Below are 26,338 nucleotides of genomic sequence, written 5' to 3' on the forward strand. Positions count from 1 at the left end.
ATCGCTCGCCATGCCATGACCAAGGGCACCGCAAAGCAGAAACGTGTCAGGGTCGAGCCAACGAATGTGGCCTTTGGCATCTGGAAGATTGAAACCGTCAGCGACACTAAGTCGAATTCAGAATGCACGACCGCGTCACTGCCGCCGCGCGAGAGCCGCAGAATGGCTCTTTTCCGTTTCTCCGGCTCGATGGACGCCCCGCCCCAGATCCAGTCCTCTCCGTCGCTAGCCGCGAGGGCATCCAGATCGAGCAGTAGCTCCCATTGGGGATCCGTCGTCAGGTAGACGGCAAGGGTGGTCCGGCGCCAGAGTCCGCGCGGATTTCCGGCATCTCGCCAGAAATTGTAGAGGTACTGACCCCGGCGCGTGACGAGGGGAATCCTATCGGGGCGGTCGATTGCCGCCATCAGCGCCGCCCGGTCACGCTCGAACTGCGTTCCACCGAGATACTTCAGGGTCCTCGCCGACTGGCCTTCCGTCCACGCAAGGACCCGTTCGCCTTCTACATCTTCAAGCCAAAGATGGGGGTCGTCGTCGGGTGCATTCACTGTTGGTCGGAAATCGAACTCGGTCATGTCCCGATAACCGGACGAGTGAAAGCGCAAAGGTTTCGGTACGCGCGGGAATGCTCAGTGTTGGCGGGCGCGCCCGCATCTTCGAAAAGCGTGATCATCAGAGGGTTCTACTCAGTCGGCGCCAGAGTGCTCTTGCGCACAGGACTGCATCTGTCGTGCCAACTGAGAAAACGCTTCAAAACAGTGCGATGACTCTAGTAGCGCTGTGTCGCATGTCCGACATCGTCGAGTATGCGACAACGGGCGCACCGCGTAATCGCCGGATCAAGCTCGGGCGGCAATTTCGGCGGCACAATGCAGAACTCAAGAGTGAACCTCACAATGAACTTGGCTGGACCGCAACACCTTCGCGCCAGAACGCTTCCGGACCAATTGGCAAACGACACCACGAGTCGATTGCCGCCTTGAGCGAACTGAGAGCGTCTGGGGTCCACGCCGGAGCGGCAAAAACTCGGAAATCCGGAGGGCTCCTTTTGGCCCACCTGGATGGTTGATCATCCTCTGCCAACACGCGCATCCCGGCCGCCGCGCTCCACGTGCACACCGTTCGCACGGCGTGAGCACCACCGCAAAGCAATCGCCCACGGGTCCGCTGAACTGTCGGCATCCCTGTACATCTATACAGGCTGCCATAGCCTGAAACTTGGCCTCCAATGGTGGGAATTTCCCCCAGGAGACCTTCCATGACTAAGCTTATAACGCCGGCGCTACGACAATCTGCCCACAATCAGCGTTCAATCCACCGCCACGCCGCTAGATCTTCAAGGAACGTCAGGAGAGCAACGCAGGATTCGACTATTGTTATCGAGCCAATTCGTTTGGGGTGCTCAGGCCGTGCTGGCTGTCACTCCGCTGGTCCGACGGTCTCGCCGCTATTTGCCGGCGTGTTCTGCCCTCCACAATGCCGATGGCACACGCTTGGACGAAATGCATCCATCGAGTTCTGGTGGTCCCGGAGCCGGTGCTTTGGCAGGCGGCAAGTTTCGACCTCACCTGGGGCGGGCAGGGGAGCAAAATCATGCCTGCAGTCCTCGTGAATGGCGCCGATGAGTTTGATTGGCGCGATGAAAGATCATACAATTACACCTCAGCTCTGACGCCGCGCGAATGGGCCTGGGAGTTTTTACGCCGCAATCCAGCATTCCAGGCTGATGTGACCGCTGCAAGCCAGCAGGCCAATACTTTGTCCTTCCGGCCTTTTCTCGATGTGGTCGCGGCGGCCGGCGACCTGTCACGCTGGGGTGTTCTGTTTCGCCGAGTCTTATGGGTGCAATTCGGTCATATTCTGGTCTCCGCTATGGTGCGCTCATGTGCTGCCGGTCATTGCAGAACGGCTGTCCGTGTGGTCGGCGACAGCGTCGTTCGAGCTCTCGGCATTGCCGTGCCGTGCGACAGTCCTGCTGGCGCCCGACAAGAGCCAGCATGTCCTTCTTCGCAACGCGCAGCATACGCTCCAGCTCGCCGTCTCTGGCGCGGATATCTTGCACCCCGTTTGCCTCCGTACCGAGGCCATCTGGCCCGCGACGCTTTCGAAGCACCGGCTAAGGGCGCTCGAGTGCCTTAATGGTCTAAATGTCGGTCAACCGCTCCCTGCCCGCTCATTCCCGCCAGAAAAAAGGGGTCCCCGTTTGACCTTCGTTCTTCGTGCGCTCGACGGCTCAATTGCTGGGGCGTCACATCGCGAGCTCGCCGAAGCGCTGATTGGTCAACGGCGCGTCCATGCCGACTGGACGGATCCTCGCGACCATCTGCGCGACCGCATTCGCCGCGCTGTCTCTCGTGGCCGCGCCCTCATGCATGGAGGGTACAGGGGTTTCCTTCATTGAAAAGGGACAGTCCGCCCTCTGCATCAGCCGGCGAACAGTCCGGAGCTAGACCGGGGTCGCCACCAGTGCGCCGGCTCGACATGGCAGCGAACGGCCTTGTGGGTGCACTCTTGCTCAAACGTCGGTCGACGACGAGAGGCACGTTCGGCATCGTCCGATAGCCGACAATGTCGAGTCCGCAACGTAGCGGAATCTGCCTCTCGGGCCTTTTTAACTTCTTTTTGTCTTGGCACGGTACATGCACGCTCGGCAAAACGCGCGGACTGAGTGGTTCCCCCCGCCACGAAGGTCGCGGACTTACGCCACCTCCCAAGGCGTACCCGGCCCGGCAGCGAGCTCAGTCTCCTGCCGGGCATGCGTGTAACGGTCGGGACTAGAGCAAGCGCCCAGTCGGTATTGGGTTGCGTTCGGCTTATCGGTTCACGATGGTCTGGCCCAGATCGGCAAGGCACTCGACCACGTAGTCGGGTCTGAACGGAAACCGCTCTATGTCAGCCCGTTTGGTCACCCCAGTAAGCACAAGGGCCGTCTTCAGGCCCGATTCCAGCCCAGCGAGCACGTCGGTGTCCATGCGGTCACCGACCATGATGGTATCGACAGCTCGCACTCCCAGTCGGTCGAGCGCGTTGCGCATCATGAACGGGTTCGGCTTCCCGACGAAATAGGGCTGACGGCCGGTGGCCTTTTCGATTAGTGCCGCGACTGCCCCGCACGCCGGATGGGAGCCCCGCTCGGTCGGGCCAGTCGCATCCGGATTGGTGGCGAGAAAACGCGCGCCCTTAGCCACAAGCTCGGCGCCAGTTGCGATCTGCTCGTAGTGATACGAAATCGTGTCTCCGAGGACCACGAACTCGGGGGCAAACTCCGTTATGCGGCAGCCTGCCTGCCGCAGAGCCTCGACCAGGCCATGGTCGCCGATGACATAGGCAGATGATCCGTGCTTTTGCAGTTCCATGAACCGCGCCGTGGCGAGCGCCGAGGTGTAGATGTGCTCTGGCTGCACGGCGAAGCCGACCGCTCTTAGACGCTCGGCATGATCTTCGGGCGTGAAGCGCGAGTTATTGGTGAAGATCTGAAACGGCTCACCCCTGGCAATTAGCCCGGCGACATAGCCGACGGAACCAGCAATCGGTTGGCCGCCCCGGACCAAGACCCCGTCCATGTCGAGCAGATGCGCTGTAGTCATTCGATCTCAACCCTCAATGTCTTCGTGCATGCAGGGCCTGGGCACGTCTGGTTTCACTGAATCTTCTCCAGGCGAGAATGCCGGCGACTGTACCGATTGAGAGCGATGCGCGAAGGGCGCTCAGTTGGCGGTGCGGCAATTAGGAGGCTGCGGCGTAAACGTGTCGGTGGCACCCGCTCACCGTGCAGACGCCCTGCATCGTCGGCTTGACGACATTCGCTGCGTTAGCGCAGCTGATGGACAATAGCGTCTCTAGTTCCAGTGAACCGCTAGCCTGGCGAGACGTGCCGCTTGGATAGGATGAGCAACGTCCGCTAGCGGCGCATTGCCTCCTGGCCGTAGAGGCGGTTCACGTAGCTGGGCGTCTGGATCTCACTTAAGGCGCACAGGCCGCAGGTCGCGGTGAACGACCCCGAAACCAGCCGACAGAAGGTTCGCCAAAGCTCGATCATGCCTTTGGTTCATTTTGCGCCTGAGGTATCCATCCACATAGAGATCAGATGCCGCCCATGCAGAGGTATTTCATTTCGAGGTAGTCTTCGAGCCCGTGGCGGGATCCTTCTCGCCCAATGCCGGACTGCTTCATGCCGCCAAAGGGCGCCGCTTCCGAAGACATACGCCCGGTGTTGATGCCAACCATGCCATATTCCAATGCCTCGGCAACGCGCCAGACACGCTTCAGATTCGAGGCATAGAAATAAGCGGCGAGACCGTAGATCGTGTCGTTGGCCTCACGCACAACCTGATCCGCATCATGGAAGCGAATGATCGGGGCGAGCGGCCCGAAAGTCTCCTCTTGCGCAACCGCCATAATGCTGGTGATTTCAGTGAGGACTGTGGGTTTGAAGAAGGTCCCATCCTTGCCGATGCGTTCGCCACCGCATCGAATTGCGCCACCCTTGGCAACGGCATCTGCGATGTGGGACTCGATCTTGGCCAAAGCATGCACGTCGATGAGCGGTCCGACGTCCACTGCCGGAGCGAAGCCGTCGCCAACCGACAAAGACCGGACTTTCTCCACGAATTTTTCAACGAACTCATCGTGAACGCTCGATTGAACGTAAAGACGGTTCGCTGAAACACAGGTCTGCCCGGCGTTGCGGAACTTCGCCTGGATCGCGCCGTCAACCGCAGCGTCGATATCGGCGTCGTCGAAGACGATGAACGGCGCATTGCCGCCGAGCTCGAGGCTGACCTTCTTGATCTGGTCCGAACACTGGCGCATGAGCAGCCTGCCAACCTCGGTCGAGCCTGTAAAGCTGATCTTTCGGACCTTCGGGTTGGAGCAAAGTTCACGTCCGACGCCATCACCTTCAGACGCATAAATTAGGTTCACCACGCCGTCGGGAAAGCCGGCTTGGTGGGCGAGGGCGAACATTGCACCTGCCACGAGCGGCGTCTGTTCAGCAGGCTTGAGCACGATCGTGCAGCCCGCCGCCAGGGCCGGCGAGATCTTGCGCGCCACCATCGACGCCGGGAAATTCCATGGCGTAATCGTGCCGACCACACCGATGGGCTGCTTGATCACCAGCATGCGACGGTCTGTCGACGGTGCGGGGATCGTCTCGCCATAGATGCGATTGGCTTCTTCGGCGTACCATTGCAGATACGCAGCCGCGTGCGAAATCTCCGACTTGGCTTCGGCAAACGGCTTGCCCATCTCTGCAGTGAGTATCGCGGCAAGATCATCGGCGTGTTCAATGATCAGCTCATGCCATCGCCACAAAACGTCACTGCGTTCTCGGGCGGTCAGCGCAGCCCAACCAGGCTGCGCTACATAGGCCTTGTCGATCGCAGCGCGTGTCTCCTCCACGCCCATGTCGGGAAGTGCCGCCAGGACCTCACCGCTCGACGGATTGAGGACCTCGAATGTTCGCTCGCTAATCGGCGTGCCGAGCGCCGGCAGGCGATCGATGGCGCCAAACAGGTCCGGGGATTTCAAGTGGCGGATCATCGGCAGGCACAAGGGCAATACCGGATTCCTCTCAAATTCGGCTGATATGTATGTCGACAGGGCGTCGGTGGTACTCCGCACCTTCGGGTGCTTATAGGGCCTCGGTCAGACGGCTGGTAGACCATTGCACTCAGCTCGCCGCGAGAATTTTCAATTCTTCTGTCGATGACTCGCGGTTCTCGACAGTGCAACCTGAACAACAGGCATCGGCTTCCCCACCGCGGCCAGCGCTGCGGATCAAGATCGGAGTCCTCGGGTCAATGCGAAGGTGAGGTTGAGATCATAACGATCACTGAGCAAAAACTGGGGTGGAGCTTCCTTCCAAAAAGTTGCTCTGCACGGTTCCTCCAAGCTTCTCATGGGCACCGTTTGAGGCTCGTGTGGAAAGACCGATCGGTCCGCCGGCCCTAGTAACTAGTAAAGTGGCGACTCCGAACGGAAGCCGGCTCCATCGCCGCTTGTGCGAACAGAGCACTGGCCTGCATCGCACATGACCTTGAACGAGTTAGAGAAGCGGCTTTTATACGATAAAGACCTAAATACCCAACGAAACGAACTGCCATGGTTGTGGGGCTGTGGGACGGCGGGCGAGCGTTATCCTTACGGCCACCGAACCGCAAGAGTGCGCTTCGACCACAGCAGGTGACGATCCCGAGTGGAAAACAGCACTCCTCGTCGGGGCTGTGGAGTCCAGTGTCCCGCCATCTGCGTCTGGCACTTCGGCAAGTGCCGTCTTGACCGATATTGTCATTGCAGCCGGACCCGTGTCTCTCGCCCGTCGCCTCGGTACAAGCGCTGACGCCCCTCGGGCTACTTATTGTGCCTGCGAGGCGCTCCTCGATCTGCCGATCAGGTCCAAGGTGAACAGAGATCCTAACTTTCGCGTTTTATGGGAAAGTTGGAATCCTTGTTTGCCAATGGTTAGCCACTCAGCATTTACGCAGTTCCGAAGACGATCAATGCGGACCTTGGCAGAGCGCGAGACTGCTGGTTGTCACGGGGCTGGGGCAAGCCCCGTGCCAATGCCCAAAATGGCGGGCTCGGCCGAAAGCAGCTTCTTCGCCGCCGCCCTGACCTGGTCGATCGTCACTTGTTGGATGAGGGCCTGGCGGCGCTGAATGTAATCTATGCCGCGCTTGTCAAGTTGCAACGCGAGAAGCGTGGCTGAAATGGATCTGGAGGAACCCAGATGGTTGATAGCAAAGGCGCCGATCAGATGCTTCTTGCTCGCATCGAGCTCGGCCGCTGTTGGGCCCGTGTCCGCCAGCTCCTTGATTATCTGTCTTATCAGGCCGAGCGTCTCGGCCGCCCTGTCGGCGCGCGTCGACGTGGCCACGACAAGCGTGTTGGAATGCTGGTGGCTTTCCAAGCTAGAGGAGACACCGTAGGCAAGGCCGCGCTTTTCGCGCACTTCCCGGTACAGCCGTGAGGTAGATGACCCACCCAATATATCGTTTATCAACTGCGCAGCATAGAATTCCGGCTCGGTGCGCCCGATGCCGGGAAAAGCCAGCCGGAGCGAAGTCTGGGACAGGGCGTATTCGACCCAGGTCAACCGGCCGAGCTTCGGCGTGACATCAGGCACCGGCGCAAGCGTCTGTTTCGGGGGTAAATCGCCGAACAACTCGTCGAGCCTTGCGCTCAGGGACTTGGCATCTATGTCGCCCACGACCGCGACGTGCAGCCCGCCGCTGGCGAAAGCGGCCTTGTGGAAGGCGCTTAGATCGGCGGGCGTAATGCGGGTCAGGCTTTTCTTGGTGCCCTCGGGCGGCCTCGAATACGGGTGCGTGCCATAGATACTGCGCCGCCAGGCATCCTCGCCGATCGCGTGAGGTTCGCGCTCGTTGGCGATGATGCCGGAGAGAAGCTGAGCGCGGATTCGGTCAAGGGGTTCCTGATCGAAGCGGGGCCTGTTCAACGCGAGCCTGATGAGATCGAAAGCGGCGTCCTGGCGCAGGGAAAGCATGCGCACCGAGCCATGGATGCCATCACGCCCCGCGTGAAAGCCCATCTCAGCGCCGGCATCATCGAGCCGCACCTGAAAGGAGTCGCCGCCGTAATCGCCTGCGCCCTCGTCGAACAAGCCGGCCATCAATTCGGCAAGCCCCTCTTTACCGGCCGGGTCTTGACTGGTGCCGCCGTCGAACACGAACTGGAGCGTGATGATCGGCAGCGTATGGTCTTCTACCAGCCAGGCGGTGATCCCCTGTTCAGATTTCACCTCCTGGATGTTCAGGGCAGCACGCGCGGTAAGTGCCGGGAGAGTGAGGAACAAAATGGCAAGGCAAAGCACAGCCAGCGAAGAGGCGAGGCGCCAGCCTTGTCCAAAAGGAGAGGGCAATGCCTGTGGAATGGCCCTGCGGTAGAGGTTCGTCATCATGTCAATTTTCCTTGGGCAGGAGATGGCCGGTTGTCGAATGGTCAGACACGAGGTAGCGGGCCGCCACGGCCTTAACCTGATCGGCCGTGACCTTGCGGAGGCGGTCTGGCCATTCCTCGACGTCTTTCACATTGCCGCCCGTGGCAAGCGTGGCGCCATACAGGCGGGCGACGGTGCCCTGCTCGTCATGGCCGAAGATGAACGAGCGGATATAGCGGTTTTTCGTCTGCTCCAGTTCGTCGCTGGTGACGCCGTTGCTGGCGATGCGCGCTATCTCGGCGTCGACGGCAGCCTCGACATCCGCAAGCTCGGCGTCGCCGCGCGGCCAGCCTCGGATGCTGAACTTGCCAGCATCCAGCATGTTGCCTTGGAAATCAGCGTAGGCCGCGGCGGCTATGCCTTGCTCGACAACGAGCTCCTGGTAAAGCCGGCTTCGGTTGCCGCCGCCGAGGATCTCCGCCAGGAGGTCCAGCGCTTCGGCTTCGCCAGGCTCGGCGGTGCGATAGGACGGCACGACCCAATGTCTGGAGAAGAGGGGGACCAAAACGCGGTCGTCGCTCAGCGTCAATACGCGCTTGGTGTTCTGCACCGGCTCGGAGGCGCGCTCACGCGGCGGCAGCTCAGGTCCACGTGGGAGCTTGCCATAAATCCTCTCGGCAAGCGCCCTCACGCTCTCCGGTTCGACATCGCCCGCCACAACCAGCACGGCATTGTTCGGCCAGTAGTATTTGTAATAAAACGTGACGGCGTCGCTGCGATTCAACTTCTCGATCTCGTGCATCCAGCCTATCACCGGGATGCGGTAAGGTTGGCTCTGCCAAAGCGTCGTGACGACCTCCTCATCGAGAAGCGCCTGCGGATTGTTGTCGACCCTCAGGCGACGCTCCTCGCGGACCACGTCCCGCTCGGTGTCGATGACGTCATCTGTGAGGGTGAGATCGCGCATGCGATCAGCCTCGTAGCTCATCATCTGCTCCAGTGCCGAAGGCGGCACTATTTCGTAGAAGGCAGTATAATCGTAAGAGGTGAAGGCGTTGAGCGAGCCCCCGATCTCGGCCACCGCGCGGTCCAACTCGCCGGCGCCGTGATTGGCCGTCTCTTTGAACATCAGATGCTCGAAGAAATGCGCGATGCCGGATTTGCCCGGAGGCTCGTCGGCGCTGCCGACCTTGTACCACAGCATATGTTTGACGATGGGCGCGCGGTGATCGGGTATGACGACAACCTCCATGCCATTTTCGAGCAGGAAATTCGTTGCCTTGATGCCATTGGCGGCCGCCGCAGGCTCGGTCGTCAGAAATGCCATCGCGGTCGCATAGAGTGCACCCCGCAGACAGACAGACGGTCGCTTCGGTTTTAGTGAGGGGGCGATGGACAAGGCTCGAACGGAAGTGAGTTGTCCGTCACTTTCAAGGTGCTGCGTCCCTGGCGCCCTCACGGGGAGAAGGCGGATCGGTGGGCAGCGCCGGTCCAGACAAGCCCTGACAATGCTGCCAGGCCCCGCTCGTGTGGCAATTTTGAGTAGGCCGGCGAAAGATGGGACGGCATTTCTCTGTTTGGGGATCATGGGACGACTCTCCTGCGCGTTTGCATGAACCCGCGCACGAGCCGTGCCAGATGAGGAAAGCCGTTTCGGCGATGCGATCCACCGGAATCTGTGTTGCGGTACCCCTGACATTGTCCGACGTCAGACACCGCCTGGGAGCGCTTCACGTTTAAGAGTTGCTAGGTGCATCCTTCGCAGAGGGGCGCGAACATGGTGACGTTAGCGCGCAGTTGCTGGTTCATCAGCGTGCTCTTGCTAACATCGGCCGATCGGTGGTCCCTAACACGGCTCCGAACCGGCGATAGACGCGGTTCTTGAATTTACCGGAGCGTTGCAGAACTTGTGTTTGCCATTCGGAGCGCCAGCGGGAGACGCTGTCTGCGACAGGCGGTCACGATGGAGCTCTCGAGCCGATTTGCGATTTGACCGGGGCTTTTGCTATTTTCGCTTTTGCTGTCCCTAAAATCTCGGATATGAAGCGGACCTGGCTTATAGCCTGTCTACATTGGATGGTTACAAAGGAATACGTTATGGCGACTGGAACGGTGAAGTGGTTCAACAGCACCAAGGGATTCGGTTTTATCCAGCCTGACAACGGAGGTCAGGACGTTTTCGTACACATTTCCGCTGTCGAACGAGCGGGCCTTTCGACCCTCAATGAGGGCCAGAAGATTAACTACGAGGTCGAACAGGACCGCCGTACCGGCAAGTCCTCCGCAGGCAGTCTCAGCAAAGCTGGCTGATCTTTTTCTGCTTCTGCCCGGCAAGAGCCGGGCAGAAGGGCCACTGACCGCGCCATATGAGCGGGCAAGAACACGGACTCCCGGCGACCGGGCGGGGGATTGCGGCAATCTGCTAAGTTCTGCTGAAACAGATTTTTGCAAGCGAAGAGAGCGGGTCCCAGCCCTCTTATTGTCTACAATAGTTCTTACCTAGCAGATGCCGACAGCGACAAGCGCGTATCAGAACGACTGAGATCAAGCTGCGGGCTTCTTGTGGGCCGGGTCGCTTCACACCGATCACTGCTATATGTTCGGTCATGAACCGCGTGCGTGTGAATGTGGGCTTTGACGCATTATCGATCGAGTGCGCCGGGGAACGAGCAATTCAGCCAGCCTCCAGCCATCGACACCTCCGCAATCAAGAGGGCAGGGTACATTGGCCCTGAGGGGACCTGGACCCATCAAGCCTCGCTGGACCTCTTGGTGACCGAGTTGAACTCACCCGTTCGGCGACGGATTGTTCGAAGCATATGAGAATGGCTGCGTCGACATTGCATGCGTCCCAGCTACGACCTCGCTGGTCGGCACTCCCTACCTCGACCAAATTCTGCGCTTGACGTCTCCCACGATTGTCGCCGAGTACCCTAAGATCCTGAGCTACAGCCTGATGGCCAGCAGAGATGCGAATTTCTCGATGATCACTAAGGTGGTCGGCCCACCCCGTGGCCCTGCAGGAGGTGGCCGGGGTGGCTCGACAGAACATGCCCCACGTCGAGCGAGAGAGCCGTGGGGGAGCGACATATTTCGTGGCTGAGCAAAACTCTCCCTCGATAGCGGCATTCGGTCCTGCGCTTGGTGCCAAGCTGTATAATCTGCAGATATTGCGAGCAGGAATTGAAGAAGGCCTGCATAACGTTACGCGTTGGTGGGTGCTCGGGCGCAGGAGCCCTGCGCCAACAGGATTTGACCGGACAAAACTTCACCTCCGCGTTCCGGAGCAAAATCTTAGTTGTGTCCTGACCAGGTTCTCGAAGCACAATTTAGCCGTGCTCACTGTCTACCAGCGTCCGATATGCGAGCGGCTGGACAGCCATCAATTTGTCCTCGATGTCGCAGGGCAGTTTTGACGCACCCGGGCCTGGCCGCATTGGCGGAGATTGGTGGCCTGAGAATTCTCGGATCCTACCCAGTCGCTATTAGCTGGCTTAGGCTAGTTTCCGCCATAGTCCCAAAACTGTTGATCCTCATTACTGACGAACAGGGGACCGCCGCATCGAGTTTCATGCGATGAGCACGAGCGTGCCTCGGGAAGTGGACGAGATCATCGCGCCGACGATCTTTCGTCGACCCAATTTCTTGCCTGCGAAACGGTGGTATTCATAGGCACGGAGTCGACTCATCGGGCGCGAACCCGTCACCGTTGTCACACTATGATCCTACGGCAAGCTCGCCCATTCGGGAACGTCAAACGCTTAATCCGCGCAGGGCGCCGTGACGGGGGCCTGCGGCGGCTTTACGAGCAGGCCGTTTGGCATAAGCGATCGCTTTGGCCCCCTCATGCTTGGCTGTGCTATGGGACAGCCCGGTCGAGAAAAGCATCGAATGCGGCAGCAACAGCGCGAATTACGAAGCGATGTTCCTGACGCACCCGGATGAAACCCTTCTCGATGTCCATTATCCCATCCTCGGCCAGCTTCGCCAGGCGTTCAGCAGCCGAATCGAGAAGGCGAGTTGGATCGAATCCATAGGCCGCACAAATTGCCGGCACATCGGCCTGCAAATCGCACATCAGCCGCTCGATGATTGTGGCTCGCGCGCGGTCTTCATCTGTGAGTCGGTAGCCTTTTGACGTTGCCAGACGGCCAACTGCTATGTGCCGGATGTAGGACTCACGTGTCACCTCGTTCTGGACGTAGCCCTCGCCGACCCGCCCGATTGAGGACGCGCCGAAGCCGATCAGGGTTTTGCAGGTGTCGGCCGAGTAACCCAGCGAGTTACGCCGTAGGCGACCGCTGGTCTGCGCCAGCGAAAGTTCGTCGTCCGGCAAGGCGAAATGGTCGAGGCCGATCTCACGGTAGCCGGCCGCAACCAGCGTCTCTGCCACGGCGGCAGCCTGTTCGGCGCAGGCGACGCTGTCCGGCAGCGCAGTCTTCTCGATCAGGCGCTGATTTCTTATCACCGATGGAATGTGGGAGTAGGCGAACACCGCAAGTCGGCTGGGACGCATGGCGACAGTCGCCGCCGCAGTCTGGACGCAGGACTCTAGCGTCTGGTTCGGGAGACCGAAAATGAGATCGAAGTTGATGCCGCTCACGCCGTGCCGGCGCAGCTTTTCGACGGCAGCGGCCGTCTGCGCCTCGCTCTGGACCCGGTTGATCGCTTTTTGAACGATCGGATCAAAGCTCTGCACCCCCAGACTCGCGCGGCTTACGTTCGCTGCTCCCAACGCTTCGGCGATCTCGGCTGTGAAGGTGCGCGGATCAATTTCGACGGCGATCGTGGCGGCTTCCCTGAACGCGAAGCGGTGGCGCAGGAGTTTTATAGTGGCCAGGAACTCGGCTGCCCCGATCAGGGTCGGGGTTCCACCGCCAAAATGCACGTCGTTCACCACGAGCCCCTGCTGCACTTTCTCCGAGACCAAACGAATCTCGTTACGCAGAATCTCCACATAGTTGAGGATCGGCCCCTGATTGCGGGCAATCGTGGTCGGGAAGCCGCAAAACCAGCAAATCGATTGGCAGAACGGAATGTGGAGATAGAGCGACACCGAATCGTCAGCAGGCAGACCTCTTAGCCAATCCTCATAGCTTTCGGCCCCGACGCTGGCGGTGAACTCCGCTACAGTCGGATAGATGGTGTACCAAGGCAGGAGAGCCTCGCGATATTCTTTCAGGATAGAGGTCTGCAACGGTTTCCGTCCCAAGCTGAAAAGTTGGTCCTTTTACCCCTGCGGTCTCCTGTGTCTCTGCGCTATGTCAGTTCCATTCCGCTTCGCGGCGTGTAATCACACCGTGCCAAGGGAAAAGGCGGGATTTTGATCCCGCCTTTTCGAGTGTTTCGCTCACATCTTGCTGATCGAGCCGCCAGCCCCACAACGGGTCTGGATGGAGGAAGTCACGCTGGTACCTTCTTTCTAGACCGCTTCTCGGGCGTCGAGACCTCAGGCTCTTTCGGTTTGCGGCCGAGTCCCATTGTCTTGGCCAACGCAGAGCGCGCAGCCGAGTAGTTCGACGCGACCATGGGATAGTCTGATGGCAGACCCCATTTGGCGCGATATTCGTTGGGGGTCAGCCCGTAATGGGTCGCCAGATGACGCTTTAACGATTTGAATTTCTTGCCGTCCTCAAGGGAGACAATGTAGTCCGGTGTCACCGATTTCCTGATCGGGACGGCCGGCGTCAACACCGTCGGCTCTTGTGCCGAGACGCGACCGGATGCCGTGCGTTTCAAAGCTTCGTGCACTTGGCCGATCAGGGTAGACAGTTCGCCCACCGGCACGGGATTGTTGGAAACATAGGCTGAGACAACATCCGCGGTAAGGTCGATGAGGTTGTTGGCGTTTTCAAAGTCTTCTTCTGGCATGAAACTCTCCGGTGGATTGGTCTGCGGAGCGGTCGCTTCTAGGGGTGATTTCCGATGAAAGCAACAAATCTCCCGACAGGATTGTTCATTGCTCGTCCAGGACCGAGGCCTATAGCGCCACTCCACGCTGTCGTGTCACTAATCTGCGCGGTAATCGCTGTCCATAACTGCGCCGGTATCCGCCGTTCAGCCCCGATCGCGTCGGTCTGAATTGCAAAGAAGGACGCAGAAAGCTTGTAGACCTGAGCCGTGCATGCGCCGGGGGCAGAAACTTTGCCGCATGAAACAGGTGGGCGTTGCGGCAGCATGTGGAGACGGGCAACGGAACCGACCAACCCTCAGGCGCACAAACAGCGATTGCGCGCGCCCACCATTGGAACCGTCATCGCGCGAGGAATCGCAAACACTGTTCCGCCGCTCGATTCTCTTGGTCGGCAGGCACCATTCCCTTGATCCGCTGATCTAGCGCAGGGCGTTCCCGGGCCGCATGTGGAGAATGGTTTCCGTGCACATCGTAAGGACTCCATTTATGAAAATTCTATTTCCTGCGATAGCTGTTGCGCTGGTCGCAGCCACGGCTTTTGCTGCGCAGTCCATTCCACCAGACCTCAGAGAAACGGCACTGGCCATCTTCAAGCCCTTGCCATCGATACCGGAAGTCACCAACAACCCGAGCACGCCGGAGAAGATTGCCCTCGGCAAGGCCCTGTTCTTCGATCCACGCCTCTCGTCCTCAGGCGTCTTCTCGTGCAACTCGTGCCACAACCTGGCCACCGGGGGCGACGACAATCGTGAAACTTCGATTGGCCATGGTTGGCAGAAGGGGCAGCGCAACGCGCCGACGGTGTTTAACTCTGTCTTCAACAAATCGCAGTTCTGGGACGGTCGCGCCGAAGACCTGAAAGCTCAGGCCAAAGGGCCGATACAGGCCGGTGCCGAGATGGCCAACACACCGCACCAAGTGGTCGAGACGTTCAAATCGATGCCGCAATATGTGGAGTGGTTCCGTTCAGCTTTCCCGCGGGGGGCCGAACCCATCACCTTCGATAACCTAGCCATCGCACTCGCAGATTATGAGGCGACGCTGGTCACGCCCGCCCCCTTCGACGCCTATCTCAATGGCGATGACACCGCCATCGGCCCAGAAGCGAAACAGGGCCTGGCCCTTTTCATCGAAAAGGGCTGCTCATCCTGCCATTCCGGTGTCAATCTTGGTGGGGACGGTTATTATCCATTCGGCCTCGTTGAGAAGCCTAGCGCCGACATTCTCCCCGAGAACGACAAGGGACGATTTGCCGTCACCAATTTACCAGAGGATTCCTATGTCTTCCGCGTGCCGTCGCTGCGCAATGTAGCAATCACCGCGCCATACTTTCATTCGGGCAAGGTCTGGGACCTGGGCAAGGCGGTCGCGATCATGGGCACCACCCAGCTTGGCCAAGAGCTGACCCAAATCGAAATCGATCGGATCGTTGCCTACCTTCATTCGCTGACCGGAAAGCGACCGGAGATCACATATCCCATCTTGCCGCCTGAAACGCCCAGGACACCTCGGCCTCGATCCTAGGCATGGGGGAAGAAGACGATCACGTCGGGGCCGTCACCATTTGTTGCCCGATTTGGGCGACCTGCCACGAGCGTGGTCGGATTGGGCCGCGATACCCCCACGGTTGAGCGGCGCACGTTGGAGGGGTGCCATTGCGTTGCACCAGCCATGCTCCCGCGCGAGGAGATCGTCGGCAGGCGAAGGTGTCCCGTCACCACCTTCGCAAAATCACGCCGGCCGTCGCCCTACCAGTCCATCACCACCTTGCCCGAACTGCCGCTGCGCATTGCATCGAAGCCGGCCTGGAAATCGTCGATGCCGATGCGGTGCGTGATCAGACCCGAAACATCGAGCGGACCCTGCACCAGCGCGATCATCTTGTACCAGGTTTCGAACATCTCGCGGCCGTAGATGCCCTTGAGATGCAGCATCTTGAAGATGACCTTGTTCCAGTCGATCTCGAAGCCGGTCGGGGCGATGCCCAGAATGGCGATCTTGCCGCCATTGTTCATGGTGTCGATCATGTCGCGGAAGGCCGGTGCGGCGCCCGACATTTCAAGGCCGACGTCAAAACCCTCGGTCATGCCGAGCGCCGGCATGACATCGCGCAGCTTTTCCTTGGACGCGTCGACGACATGCTGGACGCCGAGCTTTTTCGCCAGCGCCAGCCGCACCGGATTGATGTCGGTGATGACCACTTTTCGCGCGCCGACGCATTGGGCGACGAGCGCGCCCATGATGCCGATCGGCCCGGCGCCGGTCACCAGCACATCTTCGCCAACCAGATCGAAGGAGAGTGCGGTGTGGACGGCATTGCCCAGCGGGTCGAAGATCGCGGCGATCTCGTCGGGCACATCATCGGGGATCGGCACGACATTGTGCTGCGGGATCGCCAGATACTCGCCGAAGGCGCCAGGACGGTTGACGCCGACGCCGAGCGTGTTGCGGCACAGATGCCCTCGCCCGGCGCGACAGTTGCGGCAATGGCCGCAGACGATGTGGCCTTCGCCCGATACACGCTGGCCGACCTTGTATTCGGTGACCGCTGCGCCGAAATCGGCAACGGTGCCGACGAATTCATGGCCCGTCACCATCGGCACCGGCACCGTCTTTTGCGCCCACTGGTCCCAATTGTAGATGTGCACGTCGGTGCCGCAGATCGCCGTCTTCTTGATCTTGATCAGCACGTCGTTGGGGCCGATCTCCGGCACCGGCACCTCTTCCATCCAGACGCCCGGTTCGGCCTTGGCCTTCACCAGCGCCTTCATCATGTTAGACATACAGGTGCTCCTTACAACTTGGTTGGTTCCACTCCTCCCGACTGCTCGGGTAGCCTGCATGACGAAAGATAGGCTCGGGGAGCAGCTGTGTTTCTTGGACCGATCGTAATGTCCACGGGGGCGTTTGTGTCGAAGCAACACACCACCGCGAGCCGTGCGCGCGTGAAAAGCTCTGTCCCAGCGAACTTCAGCAGGAGCGGAGCACACGCCGTGCCAGATGCAGCCGGCTTCAATTCAAGCGATGAGGAATGGTCGCAGCTTGCGGCTGAGCGGTATGGCTATTTTGTCGTCCGACACATGCGACGCAGTCAATCGACACCGACGCTCTTGATGGGTCGACCTCGCCGCCGATATCTCGATAGTGCCGGTGCACGGGGGGCATCGTTCGCCCTCGGTGAAGTGTCTGTTGACCGCTGGCTGTGTGAGAGGCAGAAGCTCACGGACAAAACCGCCTTCCTCTATTTCGTGGTCGAAATCATCCGTCCTCGGACCAGAATCGGCGTCCCAAATCCTGCCCCGCCGCTCAGCCGTCCAGCGGCCTTCGGCTGGACGACAAGGTTGGACTCGCAAGCGTCGACCGACCTCTTCGCGGCTTTTCGATGCCGTCCTTTCCATCTTAAATTATCCGCGAGGCCCGCTGGTCACATATTTGACGGTTACAGTGGCTCAGCGGCCTGCGACTGCACTTCCTCCCGCAGCGCGCAGGCTGCGGCGACCATGTTGATGAGGGCAGGGCGGACCTCTTCCCATTTCCTTGTTTTGAGGCCGCAGTCCGGATTCACCCACAGTTGGCCGTCCGACAGTCGCTCGCGAGCAAGTTGGGCGAGATGCAAAATCTCGCCGATCTCGGGGACACGTGGCGAGTGAATGTCGTAGACGCCGGGACCGATTTCGTTCGGATGTTTCGACTTGGTGAAGGCCTCCAGCAGTTCCATTTTGGAGCGCGACGTCTCGATTGAAATCACGTCGGCGTTCAGTTCAGCGATCGAGTCGATGATCTCATTGAACTCCGAATAGCACATGTGGGTGTGAATTTGGGTCGCGTCCTCTACACCCGTCGAGGCGAGCCGGAAGCATTCGACAGCCCAGCCGAGATAATGTTTCCAATCGGACTTTCGCAGGGGCAAGCCTTCGCGAAACGCGGCCTCATCGATCTGGATCACCCTTGCGCCAGCTTTCTCGAGGTCGGCCACTTCATCGCGGATGGCGAGTGCGATCTGGCGGCAGACCTCGGCGCGGGGTACGTCGTCGCGCACAAAACCCAGTTAAGAATCGTCACTGGGCCAGTGAGCATGCCCTTCACCGGCTTTTTCGTCAGCGACTGGGCAAATTGCCACCAGAGAACCGTCATCGGATTGGGCCGCGATACGTCGCCGAAGATAATGGGAGGGCGCACGAGCCGGGAGCCGTAACTTTGCACCCAGCCATGCTGGGTGAAGGCGAGGCCGGACAACTGCTCGCCGAAATGCTGCACCATATCGTTGCGTTCGAACTCGCCATGTACCAGCACGTCGAGCCCGATCTCCTCCTGCCAACGAACGGCGCCCTCAGTCTCTTTCTTCAGGAAGGTCAAGGTAGTCGATATAGCTCAGCCGACCCTTCGCATGAGCGGAGCGTGCCCTGCGCACCTCGGGCGTCTGCGGGAAGGACCCGATGGTCGTCGTCGGGAACAGCGGCAGGGCGAGCGTGTCAGCCTGGACTCTCGAGCGCTTGGCAAATGCGCTCTTTCGTTGCTTCATGGCGCCGTCAATGCTGCTGACGCGCCCGCGGACGAGCGGATTATGGCCTTTGTCGACATTGCGCGCGCGGCGGCCGCCTCATCAGAAGCCTTCAGCCCGCCTGTTACGGCCTCCCTGCCTTCGGACAAGGCTTGGGCCCTGGCCGGTCCGCAACCCGCGGTGTCGCCCTGCGTCCCGCGCGCCATCGCGAAGTAGATGTCGAGCGGGACCTCGCCGCCCGTCCAGCCGTAACGAGCTGGGACGGCGCCGACCATTGCTGCGGTGTCGAGCACATGGTCATACAGTGAGAAATCGTTCGACGGAATTTTCGACACGCCGCGGTCGTGCTGTTCGCTCCAGCTGGCGGCACGCAACGCCTTCGCCGTCGCCAGAAGGTTGGCAGCAGAAGATTTTCCGGACCAGTAGCTTTCGAGCGCGAATTTCAGTTCTCGCCGGCGACCGATACGCGGCACGCCAAGCGTTGCTATGGGAACTTGCTGGGAGACATTCATTCCATACCCCGATGGTGGGGCGGGGAAAAGGAAGGCGCTAGCAGGCCGGCATCAACGCCGAGCTGCCGCGGCCACCAGACACCCCGCCCGTGGACGTTGTTAGCCGTGGCAGGTCTTGCGGGTCACAGCCTCTGCCCCGTCTTCCCGGGGCAGTTCGCCCCAGTGACATTGATGGGTTTGGCTCGCCGCTTACAGCAGGGGCAGCGCCAGCATTGCACCGGCTTCCCACTTAGCTCCGCTACGGCAGCGCCTTGCGGTGCAGCCCACTTTCTTGTCAATGCCGTATAAAGAAATGTTTATGTGTTTATGTGGATTGTTCGCTTGCGGCTTGTTTCCATGTCCCCGTAGAGCTGAGCCTTCTGAGCGACTTTCCGGTGTGTGCAGACTGTGGCTCGCCCCTCGGGCAATCTGCCTCTTGTACGATCCCGTCTCAAAACGACTTCGTCAAAGGGCGCGTGTTGGCCATTCATCATCGGGCGGCAGTACTGGCCCGAAGTGCGACAACGTTCCTGAGCCTCAACAATCAGGAATTTTGAGAAAAACCGGCATGCTTCTCGGACTGGTACGTTCGATTTACACGCGCTTGTCTGGACAGCCTGCACAACGGAAGGTGGGCAATACGTGGCCGAGATGCTGCCCTACAACAGCCCCGCCTGCTCAGCCTCGCGGCGCAGATTCTGCCGGGGCCTCGGGCCGATCTGCTGGATCACCAATCCGGCGGCCAGCGAGCCAAGGTCGCCGCAGGTCTGCAGGTCACGGCCTTGCGTGTAGCCGTGCAGGAAGCCGGCGGCATAGAGATCGCCGGCGCCCGTCGTGTCGACCAGCTCCTTTATGGCCGTCGCTTGGATGACCACGGTCTCGTCGCCGCGCACGATGACCGAGCCTTTTTCCGAGCGCGTCACGGCTGCGATCTTGCAGTCCTTGCGGATCTGGGCGAGCGCCTGGTCGAAGGACGAGGTCTGGTAGAGCGACTTGATCTCATGGCTGTTGGCGAAGACGATGTCGACGGTGCCCGAGCGCATCAGGTCGAGGAACTCGTCGCGGTAGCGGTCGACGCAAAACGAATCCGACAAGGTCATCGACACTTCGCGGCCCGCCGCGTGCGCCAGCTTGGCCGTCTGCCGGATCGCCTCCTTGGCCCGCGGCGGATCCCACAAATAACCCTCGAAATAGGTGACCTTGGCGCCCGACGCCTTGTCGGCCTCGACATCCTCCGGCCCGAGCTCGACGCAAGCGCCGAGATAGGTGTTCATCGAGCGCTCGCCGTCGGGGGTGACGAAGATCATCGAGCGTGCCGTCTGCGGCTCGCCCTGAAGCGGCTTGGTGTCGAAGGCGACGCCCTGGGCATGGATGTCATGCGCATAGATCTCACCCAGCGCGTCGTTGGAGACCTTGCCGAAGAAGGCGGCGCGGCCCCCGAAGGAGGCAACGCCGGCCGCCGTGTTGCCGGCGCTGCCGCCGGACGCCTCGATCGCTGGGCCCATGCGGCTGTAGAGCAGTTCGGCGCGCTTAGTGTCGATGAGGTTCATCGCGCCCTTGATGATGCCGTTGGTCTCGAGGAATTCCTCGTCGCACTGGGCGATGATGTCGACAATGGCATTGCCGATGCAAAGCACGTCATGATCCGGCATCAAAATCTCCGCCAAAAACCCGAGCCGGCTTCTTGCCACGCCTTAGCGGGTGTTTCTTACGAGTGTGGAATCGGTCGCTCTATGCCGACGCGTCCAATACCGGCGCCTCACGCGGCTGCCGGTCCTGCCTCACGCAACAGCTCGTCAGCTCTGTCCGTCTTTTCCCAGCTGAACTCCGGCTCTTCGCGGCCGAAGTGTCCGTATGTCGCGGTCTTGCGGTAAATCGGCCGTAAGAGATCAAGCGCCTTGATGATGCCTTTCGGCCGGAGATCGAAAAGCTCAAGGACGGCGCGCTCGATCCTCTTTTCATCAATCTTTGCGGTTCCGAATGTATTGACGAGGACAGAGACCGGCGCGGCGACACCGATCGCGTAAGCAAGCTGAACCTCGCACACCTCCGCAAGGCCGCTGGCAACGACGTTTTTTGCGACGTGCCGCGCCGCATAGGCGGCCGATCGATCAACCTTCGACGGGTCCTTGCCCGAAAAGGCGCCACCGCCGTGACGCCCCATCCCGCCGTAGGAATCGACGATGATCTTGCGTCCGGTAAGCCCGCAATCGCCGCGCGGCCCACCGACCACGAACCGGCCTGTTGGATTCACCAGGAATCTTATCCCCGTCGTATCGAGATCCTGAGGCAAGACCGGCCTTATAATCTCCTCAATGACGCCTTCGCGCACCGTGGCTTGTGAGACCTCCTCGTCATGCTGCGTCGACAAGACTATGGTATCAAGCGCTACCGGGCGCAAACCCTCATAGCGGACGGAGACTTGAGATTTAACGTCCGGGCGAAGCCAGCCAAGGCGTCCGGTTTGGCGCACCTCTGCCTGTTTTTTTGTCAAATCGTGAGCAAGTTGGATTGGCAAGGGCATCAATGTTTCGGTCTCGTTGCACGCGTACCCGAACATGAGGCCCTGATCCCCTGCTCCCTGATCGAGATCCTGCCCTCGTCCCTCGTCGACGCCCTGGCTGATGTCGGGCGACTGCTCGGTCAAGGCCAAAATCACGGCGCAACGCCGGCCGTCAAAGCCGATCGCATCGTCGTCATATCCAATGTCCAAAATGATATCGCGGGCAACTTGGCTGTAATCGATCTGCGCGTGGCTGGTGATCTCGCCAGCCAGAACGACCATCCCTGACTTCACCAACGCTTCACAAGCAACTCGGGCCTTAGGATCCTTGCGAAGGATCGCATCAAGCACGCCATCTGAGATATTGTCGGCCATCTTGTCGGGATGTCCCGCGCCGACCGATTCGGAAGAGAACACGAATTGTCTGGTCATGGAATGTCCTCGCTTCAAACGTTGGAATTGATGTGACAGTTGATCCGGCCGTCTTACCTGTCGGAGATGCCAGGCACGTCGAACGCAGCGCAGAAATCGGCAACGTCTCTGCGTACTGTGGCATGCACGTCCGAATCATCGGGCTGGCGGCAAACCAGGTCGATGAAAGCGGCAATCTGCACCATTTCCGCCTCGCCCATGCCCACAGACGTCACTGCTGGCGTGCCTAAGCGTATGCCGCTGGTGAGCGCGGGATGGCGCCGGTCGCCCGGCACCATGTTGAAGTTCGTAATGATCCCTGCTTGCGACAAGCGCTCGGCATAGTCTTTCCCAGACAGCGGCCGGTCCCTAAGATCAAGGATCAGCATGTGATTGTCAGTGCCCCCCGTGACGAGTTCATAACCTCGCTCCAGAAGGGCCTGGGCCAGAGCCTTGGCATTGTTGACGATGTGCTGACCGTACACACGGAAGGATGCATTGCCTGCTTCGTGCAGAGCGACAGCTAGCGCGGCAATCGTATTCATGTGCGGTCCGCCCTGGAGGAGAGGGAACACGGCACGGTCTATGCGTTTGGCCAGATTGTGTTTGCTCTTGGAATGGTAGAGCGCCTGATAGCGGTCTTCATTCCTTGACAAGATGAAGCCACCGCGAGGGCCGCGGAGCGATTTGTGAGAGGTGCTGGTGACAACATCGCAACGGCCAACAGGGTTTGGATGCACTCCTGCGACAACGAGGCCGCTGATGTGGGCGATGTCGGCCACCAGATAGGCGTTCACCTCCGAAGCAATGTCGGCCATTGCCTCATAGTCAAAGATACGCGGATAAGCAGTTCCGCCGACCCAAATGAGCTTCGGTCGTTCCCGTTTGGCCGTCTCGCGCAAGCGGTCATGGTCAATCTGCTGCGTCTTTTCGTGCAGCCCGTACGGAACTCGCTGGTAGTCAGTGCCGGAGAAATTCACGGCCCAACCGTGCGTCAGATGCCCCCCGCCGGGGAGGGTCAAGCCCATCATCTTGTCTCTCGGACACAACAGCGCTCGACAGACAGCCTGATTGGCCGGCGAGCCGGAATAAGGCTGCACGTTGGCGTGTTCACAGCCGAACAGCGCCTTCAATCGCTCTATGGCGAGGTTTTCAAGCTCATCGACAATCTCGTTTCCGGCGTAGTAGCGCGCGCCGGGATATCCCTCGGCATACTTGTTGGTGAAAATAGACCCGGTCGCTTCCAGCACCGCGGAGGACGCGAAGTTCTCCGAGGCGATAAGTTTGAGGGTCGTCCGCTCCTGGCGCTCCTGTCTTAAAAGCAGCTCGTGAACGCGAGAATCTGCGACAGCCAGGTGAGGCCACTCGCAAGTGTCAAGCTCCGCGATCGCGCCGCCAGTCGAATTGTTCATATCAGCTTCGCGCTCCATTGAGACTAAGTTTCAGGACAAGCAGGCGGCCACCTTGGACCGCGCGCCCTGTATCGCCACCAGGCGCTGTAGGTCTTGTCTGTGATGGCCATCGCCGTGGGGCAGGAGATCAACCAACAATTGAACCAAGCCGCCGTCCGAGCCTCCTGCTTCGAGGTGGTACGAAGGCCAGGGGCGCTGTTCGTTGCCGAGAAGAAAGCCGGCTCTGGCGAGCTGGCGGACGTGTGCGACCACGTGCTCGCGAGACAGACTCAGAACTTCTGCTAGCTCGCAGACGGTCAGGTCCGCATGCGCGCAAAGCCCCAGGATTCGAAGTCGATCAAGATGAGCCGCCGCCTTTAGGCGCCTGACCAGTGTCATCATCGGCTGGCAAACTTCCTCCATTTGGCGTCCTCCCACTCTTTCAGAGGCAATCTTGTCGTCCGACAAGGCCAATACGCCGACCGCATCGCAGATCGTTTTCCGATATGCCACGGTCTCGACCCGCGGCCCAAATGATAGGCTCAACGTACATATTCTGAGCGGTTTAGAGTGCTAAAAGTCCGCGATTTTCTTTGAAGGATTGTTGCGGCACGTGCATACCGGATGCGCCCCAGCACAACGGCGGCTGCGCGGTAAGGCCGGCTTGCGAAGATGCGGCGTACGGCCGAGGCCTTCATGCGCCGGTCGCCGCGCGATGGGACGCTCAGCATCGCGGGGATGAAATCCATCTTGTCCATGGCTCCGATCTCTGTCCCGGTGGACCACATCCCAAGGGGAAACCGATATCCTGCTCGAAGGCGTCGCCGTCCACGGCGAGCTCAAAGCATGGCTGCGGCGCGGCTGACGATTGGCTTCCATTGATTCTCAAAGGTGATACAAATCCTCAGACTGTAACCCCTTAGTTCCGAGATGTCGTATCAGCCAGAGCCCGCTGCCCAGCGCCAAATCGCCCACGCAGTTCTGACAGTGCGCGGAATCGCGCGTCTCGCGGAGCTGCGCAACGCCGGCGTAACAGCGGCCACGATGAGTCGCATGGAACGGGATGGGGAGGTGCTCCGGCTCGCACGCGGCATCCACCAACTCTCCGATGCGCCGCTCGACGCTAATCATAGCCTAGCGGAGGCTGCCAAGCGCGTACCCAAAGGCGTTGCCTTGTCAGCCCTGGCATTCCACCAGCTGACAGATCAGCTTCCGAGACAGGTATGGCTGGTCATCGGCCAGAAAGACTGGGCTCCCAAACCCGAGGCACACCCATTCGCATCGTGCGTTTTACCGAAATCTGCTCAACGACAGCGTAGAAACTCATGTTGTCGAGGGCGTGACCGCAAAGGTCTTTGGGGTTGTCAAAACAATCGCGGACTTTTCCGATATCGCAACAAGATCGGCCTGTCGGTGGCGATCGAGGGCCTCCAGGAAGCGCTTCGCCAGCGCAGGCCACGCCCGGCGAAATTGGCAGGCAGGCTGAGCGTGGCGGTGTCGCCACGGTCATCCGGCCGTATATCGAGGCGCTGACTGCCAATGGCTAAAGAGATCAAGAACATCGGCGCCTCAGTGCGCGCACGTCTGCTGCAACTCGCCAAGGTAAGCGGCCAGACCTCGATCTGGCTCTGACCCGCTTCGCCCTCGAGCGGCTGCTTTTCCGGCTTAGCCAGTCACCCCACGCTGACTGCTTCGTGCTGAAGGGTGCGATGCTGATGATGAGCTGTTCGAATGATCCGCACCGCGGCACACGCGAACTTGACCTGCTAGGTTTTGGCGATCCGAGCGCGGAGACGATGCTGGCGACGTTTCGGGAGGTCCTGGCGCAGGACGCTGGCGATGGCGCGTTTGGCCATCTCCATTGCATAACAATGGGCGCAGCCTGCCGTAACGATCAACCATCCTGCGACTGAGTTCCAAGCGGAGTCCACTCTATCTGAGTTTCAGTCATACCGTGCCGAGCATTCCTGGACCCGCCGCCGCATCAAACCAGTCCGCGTATCGGATTGACGACCTCGAGCCCGGCAAAGTGTTTTTCGTTATCCGTTACCAGCACGCACTCGTTCGCTCCGGCGACAGCGGCGATGATCATGTCGAGCCCGCTGCGCGGCTTGCCAGCCGCTTTTCCTCCTGCCATCAGCCGCGCCCAGATCAGCCCGGCCTTGTCGTCGAACGAGAGGATGCGGCCCGCAAACAGCGCCTGCGGCCCCTCAGGCCCAGAGAACCATTTGTCGAGTGCGTCGCGTTTTTTCCCGCGCGGCTTCTCCAGAACCCCGCGAAGAATTTCCGCAACGGTCAGCGAAGCGATAAACAAATCCTCGTCACGCTGACTCGACATCCATGCCAGGAGCGATTCCGACGGCTGCGATTTGACGACATTGCTGATGATGTTGGTATCGAGGAGGTAGCGTGTCACAGGTCGATCTTCCGTCCCTCTTCATGGGAGCGGGAAAGATCGAGGTCGGCTCCCACCAGCGGCGAACGACGCAATGCGGCGAGGATCCCGCCAGGCTTGGGTGGCTCGCCCGCGATGGTCTGGCTGACAGCAGCGCGCAGGCTAGAGGCATCCGGCCCATCTTCGGCCAGGCGGCGAGCCAAAGATCGAATAAGGTCGCGATCGGCATCGCGGCCAAGCACTTCGAAGCGCGCCAAGCCGCGCTCGCTAAGGCGAGATCGATAGCTTTGAATGGCGCGTCTTTGCGAGCTGCCCATAGTTGCCTCCGACATATTTCCAGTAATATAACCAGAACGCAGGGTTTGATCAAGGACGACGGTATTTTTTGTCGAGCGTCGAGCAGGCCGCCGGGCGGCCGCGAGGTGCAAAATCGTCCAACCGGTCGCGATAGTTGACGAAACCTCCAAATATTTTTTCGGCGATTTTCCCTAAAATCAAAAGCGTGACTTTTTGACGCCTCAGGGTCGGAATGTTCTCGTTGCCAGAAAACATTTGGCAGTAACTTCAATGCGTTCGTTGTTTTAACAACCGCGTGACCTTCGTTGAGGGGCTTCGATCCGGCTCCTGTTCCGAGCGGAGGACTATCCCCGCTGACATGCGAGAAGCGGTCCGGATCCCGCCGGAGGCCGGCTCTTACCTGCGCCGTGATTACAGCGCTCAGTCCGGCACGTCGGGCCTCAAGCCATGCACCGTCAACTCGAGGAGAATGGTCTCGTTGATCCTCGCCAGTCCGATCGGCGTGTGCGGCCGTCCAAATCGATATGGCCTCGAA

At 60.0% G+C, this 26,338-nt stretch carries 20 protein-coding genes, 4 pseudogenes and 1 riboswitch; of the genes and pseudogenes, 8 read left to right on the top strand and 16 right to left on the bottom strand.

Annotation, left to right across the window (positions count from 1 at the left end; genetic code table 11):
* Positions 1-3: 3 nt before the first annotated feature.
* Positions 4-575 (bottom strand): annotated as a pseudogene (locus AC0L24_RS31730) (prolyl oligopeptidase family serine peptidase); the annotation flags it as partial.
* Positions 576-1,593: 1,018 nt separating this feature from the next.
* Here AC0L24_RS31730 and AC0L24_RS31735 point away from each other — a divergent pair.
* Positions 1,594-2,139, top strand: a complete 546-nt coding sequence (locus tag AC0L24_RS31735; RefSeq protein WP_473564810.1) for a transcriptional regulator domain-containing protein — start codon at positions 1,594-1,596, stop codon at positions 2,137-2,139.
* Positions 2,057-2,401, top strand: coding sequence for a DUF2285 domain-containing protein (locus tag AC0L24_RS31740; RefSeq protein WP_473564812.1), 345 nt, complete (start codon positions 2,057-2,059; stop codon positions 2,399-2,401). Before AC0L24_RS31735 ends, AC0L24_RS31740 begins: the two co-directional genes overlap by 83 nt.
* 412 nt (positions 2,402-2,813) lie before the next feature.
* Here the strand turns inward: AC0L24_RS31740 and AC0L24_RS31745 are convergent, their stop codons facing one another.
* From AC0L24_RS31745 to AC0L24_RS31760, 4 genes are all read right to left on the bottom strand, one after another.
* Positions 2,814-3,587 (bottom strand): HAD-IIA family hydrolase, encoded by a 774-nt coding sequence (locus AC0L24_RS31745; RefSeq protein WP_473564813.1) that lies wholly within the window; start codon positions 3,585-3,587, stop codon positions 2,814-2,816.
* A gap of 496 nt (positions 3,588-4,083) precedes the next feature.
* Positions 4,084-5,559, bottom strand: coding sequence for an NAD-dependent succinate-semialdehyde dehydrogenase (locus tag AC0L24_RS31750; RefSeq protein WP_473564814.1), 1,476 nt, complete (start codon positions 5,557-5,559; stop codon positions 4,084-4,086).
* A gap of 976 nt (positions 5,560-6,535) precedes the next feature.
* Positions 6,536-7,918, bottom strand: coding sequence for a M16 family metallopeptidase (locus tag AC0L24_RS31755; RefSeq protein ID WP_473564840.1), 1,383 nt, complete (start codon positions 7,916-7,918; stop codon positions 6,536-6,538).
* A 4-nt stretch (positions 7,919-7,922) separates the two neighbouring features.
* Positions 7,923-9,227, bottom strand: a complete 1,305-nt coding sequence (locus AC0L24_RS31760) for a M16 family metallopeptidase (protein ID WP_473564841.1) — start codon at positions 9,225-9,227, stop codon at positions 7,923-7,925.
* 770 nt (positions 9,228-9,997) lie between these two features.
* Between AC0L24_RS31760 and AC0L24_RS31765 the strand changes: the two genes are divergently transcribed.
* Positions 9,998-10,210: a cold-shock protein gene (locus AC0L24_RS31765; RefSeq protein WP_008874821.1), complete on the top strand. Its 213-nt coding sequence runs from the start codon at positions 9,998-10,000 to the stop codon at positions 10,208-10,210.
* A gap of 701 nt (positions 10,211-10,911) precedes the next feature.
* Positions 10,912-11,316, top strand: coding sequence for a prephenate dehydratase domain-containing protein (locus tag AC0L24_RS31770; RefSeq protein WP_473564815.1), 405 nt, complete (start codon positions 10,912-10,914; stop codon positions 11,314-11,316).
* A gap of 443 nt (positions 11,317-11,759) precedes the next feature.
* Here the strand turns inward: AC0L24_RS31770 and hemN are convergent, their stop codons facing one another.
* Positions 11,760-13,097 (bottom strand): oxygen-independent coproporphyrinogen III oxidase, encoded by a 1,338-nt coding sequence (gene hemN / locus AC0L24_RS31775; protein ID WP_473564817.1) that lies wholly within the window; start codon positions 13,095-13,097, stop codon positions 11,760-11,762.
* A 206-nt stretch (positions 13,098-13,303) separates the two neighbouring features.
* Positions 13,304-13,771: a Ros/MucR family transcriptional regulator gene (locus AC0L24_RS31780; protein ID WP_027163647.1), complete on the bottom strand. Its 468-nt coding sequence runs from the start codon at positions 13,769-13,771 to the stop codon at positions 13,304-13,306.
* A gap of 529 nt (positions 13,772-14,300) precedes the next feature.
* On the opposite strand from AC0L24_RS31780, the gene AC0L24_RS31785 reads away from it, so the two are divergent.
* Positions 14,301-15,338, top strand: a complete 1,038-nt coding sequence (locus AC0L24_RS31785) for a cytochrome-c peroxidase (RefSeq protein ID WP_473564818.1) — start codon at positions 14,301-14,303, stop codon at positions 15,336-15,338.
* 224 nt (positions 15,339-15,562) lie between these two features.
* Here AC0L24_RS31785 and tdh read toward each other — a convergent pair whose 3' ends face one another.
* From tdh to AC0L24_RS31810, 5 genes and pseudogenes are all read right to left on the bottom strand, one after another.
* On the bottom strand, positions 15,563-16,597 hold the full coding sequence (gene tdh / locus AC0L24_RS31790) for an L-threonine 3-dehydrogenase (RefSeq protein WP_473564819.1): 1,035 nt from the start codon (positions 16,595-16,597) through the stop codon (positions 15,563-15,565).
* Between the two features lie 656 nt (positions 16,598-17,253).
* Positions 17,254-18,803: pseudogene (gene metE, locus AC0L24_RS31795) on the bottom strand (5-methyltetrahydropteroyltriglutamate--homocysteine S-methyltransferase).
* Between the two features lie 114 nt (positions 18,804-18,917).
* Positions 18,918-19,096, bottom strand: a riboswitch (cobalamin riboswitch).
* Between the two features lie 369 nt (positions 19,097-19,465).
* Positions 19,466-20,458 carry an adenosine kinase gene (locus AC0L24_RS31800; RefSeq protein ID WP_473564820.1) on the bottom strand — a complete coding sequence of 331 codons (993 nt, stop codon included), beginning with the start codon at positions 20,456-20,458 and terminating at the stop codon, positions 19,466-19,468.
* Positions 20,459-20,565: 107 nt separating this feature from the next.
* The gene (gene metK, locus AC0L24_RS31805) at positions 20,566-21,741 is read right to left on the bottom strand and encodes a methionine adenosyltransferase (RefSeq protein ID WP_473564821.1); all 1,176 of its coding nucleotides are present in this window, start codon (positions 21,739-21,741) and stop codon (positions 20,566-20,568) included.
* Positions 21,742-21,794: 53 nt separating this feature from the next.
* Positions 21,795-23,132, bottom strand: a complete 1,338-nt coding sequence (locus AC0L24_RS31810) for a serine hydroxymethyltransferase (protein WP_473564822.1) — start codon at positions 23,130-23,132, stop codon at positions 21,795-21,797.
* A gap of 102 nt (positions 23,133-23,234) precedes the next feature.
* Here AC0L24_RS31810 and AC0L24_RS31815 point away from each other — a divergent pair, with 102 nt between their 5' ends.
* The 3 genes and pseudogenes from AC0L24_RS31815 to AC0L24_RS31825 form a co-directional block, all read left to right on the top strand.
* Positions 23,235-23,417 (top strand): hypothetical protein, encoded by a 183-nt coding sequence (locus AC0L24_RS31815; RefSeq protein WP_065010976.1) that lies wholly within the window; start codon positions 23,235-23,237, stop codon positions 23,415-23,417.
* Positions 23,418-24,041: 624 nt separating this feature from the next.
* Positions 24,042-24,658: pseudogene (locus AC0L24_RS31820) on the top strand (type IV toxin-antitoxin system AbiEi family antitoxin domain-containing protein).
* Positions 24,651-24,955 (top strand): annotated as a pseudogene (locus AC0L24_RS31825) (nucleotidyl transferase AbiEii/AbiGii toxin family protein); the annotation flags it as partial. The pseudogenes AC0L24_RS31820 and AC0L24_RS31825, both read left to right, overlap by 8 nt.
* Here the strand turns inward: AC0L24_RS31825 and AC0L24_RS31830 are convergent.
* Genes AC0L24_RS31830 through AC0L24_RS31845 form a run of 4 tightly spaced genes read right to left on the bottom strand, consistent with a single transcriptional unit; the run spans position 24,878 to position 26,058 of the window.
* A complete protein-coding gene (locus AC0L24_RS31830; RefSeq protein ID WP_473564823.1) occupies positions 24,878-25,042 on the bottom strand; it encodes a DUF5131 family protein in 165 nt (54 codons plus the stop codon). The pseudogene AC0L24_RS31825 and the gene AC0L24_RS31830 sit on opposite strands and share 78 nt — an antisense overlap.
* Before the next feature lie 53 nt (positions 25,043-25,095).
* Positions 25,096-25,527 (bottom strand): PIN domain-containing protein, encoded by a 432-nt coding sequence (locus tag AC0L24_RS31835; RefSeq protein WP_473564825.1) that lies wholly within the window; start codon positions 25,525-25,527, stop codon positions 25,096-25,098.
* On the bottom strand, positions 25,524-25,823 hold the full coding sequence (locus AC0L24_RS31840; RefSeq protein ID WP_082827325.1) for a hypothetical protein: 300 nt from the start codon (positions 25,821-25,823) through the stop codon (positions 25,524-25,526). The genes AC0L24_RS31835 and AC0L24_RS31840 overlap by 4 nt, the downstream gene beginning before the upstream one ends.
* Before the next feature lie 49 nt (positions 25,824-25,872).
* Entirely contained in the window at positions 25,873-26,058 is a 186-nt protein-coding gene (locus AC0L24_RS31845) for a hypothetical protein (RefSeq protein ID WP_473564842.1), read from the bottom strand.
* Positions 26,059-26,338: the final 280 nt, after the last annotated feature.

This window comes from Mesorhizobium sp. WSM4809 (assembly GCF_055811655.1).

Excerpts from the sequence above, each read along its gene's own strand:
- AC0L24_RS31735 (WP_473564810.1), top strand. The coding sequence starts at position 1,594 with ATGCCTGCAGTCCTCGTGAATGGCGCCGATGAGTTTGATTGGCGCGAT.
- AC0L24_RS31745 (WP_473564813.1), bottom strand. The coding sequence starts at position 3,587 with ATGACTACAGCGCATCTGCTCGACATGGACGGGGTCTTGGTCCGGGGC.
- AC0L24_RS31755 (WP_473564840.1), bottom strand. The coding sequence starts at position 7,918 with ATGACGAACCTCTACCGCAGGGCCATTCCACAGGCATTGCCCTCTCCT.
- AC0L24_RS31760 (WP_473564841.1), bottom strand. The coding sequence starts at position 9,227 with ATGGCATTTCTGACGACCGAGCCTGCGGCGGCCGCCAATGGCATCAAG.
- AC0L24_RS31765 (WP_008874821.1), top strand. The coding sequence starts at position 9,998 with ATGGCGACTGGAACGGTGAAGTGGTTCAACAGCACCAAGGGATTCGGT.
- AC0L24_RS31780 (WP_027163647.1), bottom strand. The coding sequence starts at position 13,771 with ATGCCAGAAGAAGACTTTGAAAACGCCAACAACCTCATCGACCTTACC.
- AC0L24_RS31785 (WP_473564818.1), top strand. The coding sequence starts at position 14,301 with ATGAAAATTCTATTTCCTGCGATAGCTGTTGCGCTGGTCGCAGCCACG.
- tdh (WP_473564819.1), bottom strand. The coding sequence starts at position 16,597 with ATGTCTAACATGATGAAGGCGCTGGTGAAGGCCAAGGCCGAACCGGGC.
- AC0L24_RS31800 (WP_473564820.1), bottom strand. The coding sequence starts at position 20,458 with ATGCCGGATCATGACGTGCTTTGCATCGGCAATGCCATTGTCGACATC.
- metK (WP_473564821.1), bottom strand. The coding sequence starts at position 21,741 with ATGACCAGACAATTCGTGTTCTCTTCCGAATCGGTCGGCGCGGGACAT.
- AC0L24_RS31810 (WP_473564822.1), bottom strand. The coding sequence starts at position 23,132 with ATGAACAATTCGACTGGCGGCGCGATCGCGGAGCTTGACACTTGCGAG.
- AC0L24_RS31815 (WP_065010976.1), top strand. The coding sequence starts at position 23,235 with ATGGCCATCGCCGTGGGGCAGGAGATCAACCAACAATTGAACCAAGCC.
- AC0L24_RS31840 (WP_082827325.1), bottom strand. The coding sequence starts at position 25,823 with ATGGGCAGCTCGCAAAGACGCGCCATTCAAAGCTATCGATCTCGCCTT.
- AC0L24_RS31845 (WP_473564842.1), bottom strand. The coding sequence starts at position 26,058 with ATGTTTTCTGGCAACGAGAACATTCCGACCCTGAGGCGTCAAAAAGTC.